Source organism: Hydrogenivirga sp. 128-5-R1-1, assembly GCF_000171895.1.
Genome location: NZ_ABHJ01000134.1, coordinates 1 through 2,338 on the forward strand (window position 1 = coordinate 1; position 2,338 = coordinate 2,338).

3 protein-coding genes are annotated in these 2,338 nt (G+C 32.7%); all 3 read left to right on the forward strand.

Annotated features, from left to right (window positions below):
- Positions 1 to 1,240 (forward strand): UDP-N-acetylmuramate--L-alanine ligase (murC, locus tag HG1285_RS04270; RefSeq protein ID WP_008288676.1); only part of this gene is annotated, 1,240 nt, incomplete at its 5' end.
- A complete protein-coding gene (locus HG1285_RS20340; RefSeq protein ID WP_008288677.1) occupies positions 1,233 to 1,718 on the forward strand; it encodes a nicotinate phosphoribosyltransferase in 486 nt (161 codons plus the stop codon). The genes murC and HG1285_RS20340, both read left to right, overlap by 8 nt.
- A partial coding sequence (gene pncB, locus HG1285_RS20345) for a nicotinate phosphoribosyltransferase (RefSeq protein ID WP_232219517.1) occupies positions 1,670 to 2,338 on the forward strand: 669 nt, incomplete at its 3' end. The genes HG1285_RS20340 and pncB, both read left to right, overlap by 49 nt.

Here is a 2,338-nt window from a genome sequence, read left to right on the forward strand (position 1 = left end):
TTTAAATTTAAAAAATATGGGTGCAAAAGTCTTTATTGGTCATAGCAAAGAAAACGTACATGGTGCTGATGTTGTGGTTTATTCTTCTGCTGTAAAAGAAGATAACCCTGAAATAATTGAAGCTAAAAAGCTTTCTATTCCTGTTATCCCACGTGGAGAAATGCTTGCTGAACTTATGAGATTTAAATATGGAATAGCAATTGCCGGCAGTCATGGCAAAACTACAACAACATCTATGGTTGGAAGCATACTTGGGAAAACAGGATATGACCCAACAGTTGTAATAGGTGGGAAATTAGAAGCTTACGGAAGCAATGCAAAGCTTGGAAGAGGGGATTTTTTGGTAGCAGAAGCTGATGAAAGCGACGGTTCATTTTTAAGGCTTTCTCCAACTATAGTTTCTATAAATAACATAGATTTAGAACATGTTGGATATTATAGAAATTTAGATGATATAAAGAAAGCTTTTATAAAATTTGCAAATAAAGTGCCTTTTTATGGAGCTGTAGCTTTAAACATTGATGATAAAAATGTAAAAGATATATTACCCAAAATAGAAAAAAAAGTTATAAAGTTTGGTATAGAAAATAAAGATGCAGATATTAATGCTTATGAGCTTGAGCTTGTAAATGGAACTTACAGATTTAAAGTTAACGATTTGGGACAAATCCATTTGTCTGTTCCGGGAAAACATAATGTATATAACGCTCTTACTGCTGTAGCAATAGCAGATGAGCTTGGAATTCCTTTTTGTGTAGTGAAAGAAACCCTTGAAAACTTTAAAAATGCAAGTAGGAGATTTGAGATTAAATATGATGGAAATATTAAAGTAATAGATGATTATGCACACCATCCATCAGAGCTAAAAGCTACCATCTGTGCAGCAAAAGACAAATATCCAGATAGACGGATAATTACAGTTTTCCAGCCCCATAGATATACAAGGCTTCACTCTTTATTTAACCAGTTTGCTGAAAGTTTTGGAAATAGTGATACTGTAATAATTACAGACATTTATTCAGCCGGTGAAAAACCTATTGAAAATATTTCTGCAGAAAAGTTAACTGAAAAAATAAAAGAGAAAGGAAAAGAAGTTTATTTTGCGAAATATCTATCAGACGTTGAAAATATGCTTAAAGAAATGATTAAAGAAGGTGATGTTGTACTGATACTTGGAGCAGGAAATATAACACAGGTGGCTGAAAAGTTAGCAAAATATCTGGAGGGTATTAATGCTTAAGTTTGGATTTGTGAATGAAACGAATATGAGTCTTTTAACAGACCTTTATGAGCTTACAATGGCTCAGGTTTATTTGAAAGACAACATGACAAAACAGGCTGTTTTTGATTTTTATATAAGACCAACAGAGAAAAGGTCTTTTTTTATAAATACTGGTCTAGAGCAACTTTTATATTATCTTGAAAATATGAAGTTTACAAATGAGGATTTAGAATATTTAAAATCCCTTGGTTTTGAAGATTTTTTCTTAGACTATTTAAAAAATTTCAAGTTTACAGGAAATGTATATGCAATTGAAGAAGGTCAGGTTATATTCCCAAACGAACCTGTAGTTCAGATAGAAGCTCCGCTTCCTGAAGCTCAAATCATAGAAACATTTTTAATAAATACCTTACAGCTTCCTATTTTAGTGGCAACTAAGGCTGTACGATGTTATATAGCAGGAAAAGGAAAAAAATACTTGTTGATTTTGGGTTAAGGAGAGCTCACGGGACAGATGCCGGAATGAAAGCAGCAAGGGCATCTTACATTGGAGGATTTGCAGGAACGTCAAATGTACTTGCAGGCAAAGAATATGAAATTCCTGTTTTTGGAACAATGGCTCATTCTTTTATTTTATCTTATGGTGAAGAAGAAAAAGCTTTTGAAGCCTTTGCAAAAATGTATCCTGATAAAACTATATTTTTGGTTGATACATTTAACACGATTGAAGGAGCCAAAAAAGCAGTTGAAGTAGCTAAAAAGCTTGGAATGAAAACATTTAAAGGTGTTAGATTAGATAGTGGGGATTTAATAAAACTTTCAAAGGAAGTAAGGAAAATTTTAGATGAAGCTGGGTATAAAGACGCAAAAATTATAGCAAGCGGTGGAATAAATGAATATATAATAAAAGAGCATGTGGAGAAAAATGCTCCAATTGACGGCTACGGGGTAGGAACTGAGCTCGTAGTATCCGCAGATTTACCTTATTTAGACTGTGCATATAAACTTGTTGAGTATGATGGAAATCCTGTAATGAAATTTAGTCCTAAAAAAATAACACTTCCTTCTAAAAAGCAGGTTTACAGATTTTATGAAAATGGAAAATTCAAGAAAGAT

Bases quoted from the DNA above. Each gene is read 5' to 3' on its own strand.
- HG1285_RS20340 (WP_008288677.1), top strand. From the start codon at position 1,233: ATGCTTAAGTTTGGATTTGTGAATGAAACGAATATGAGTCTTTTAACA.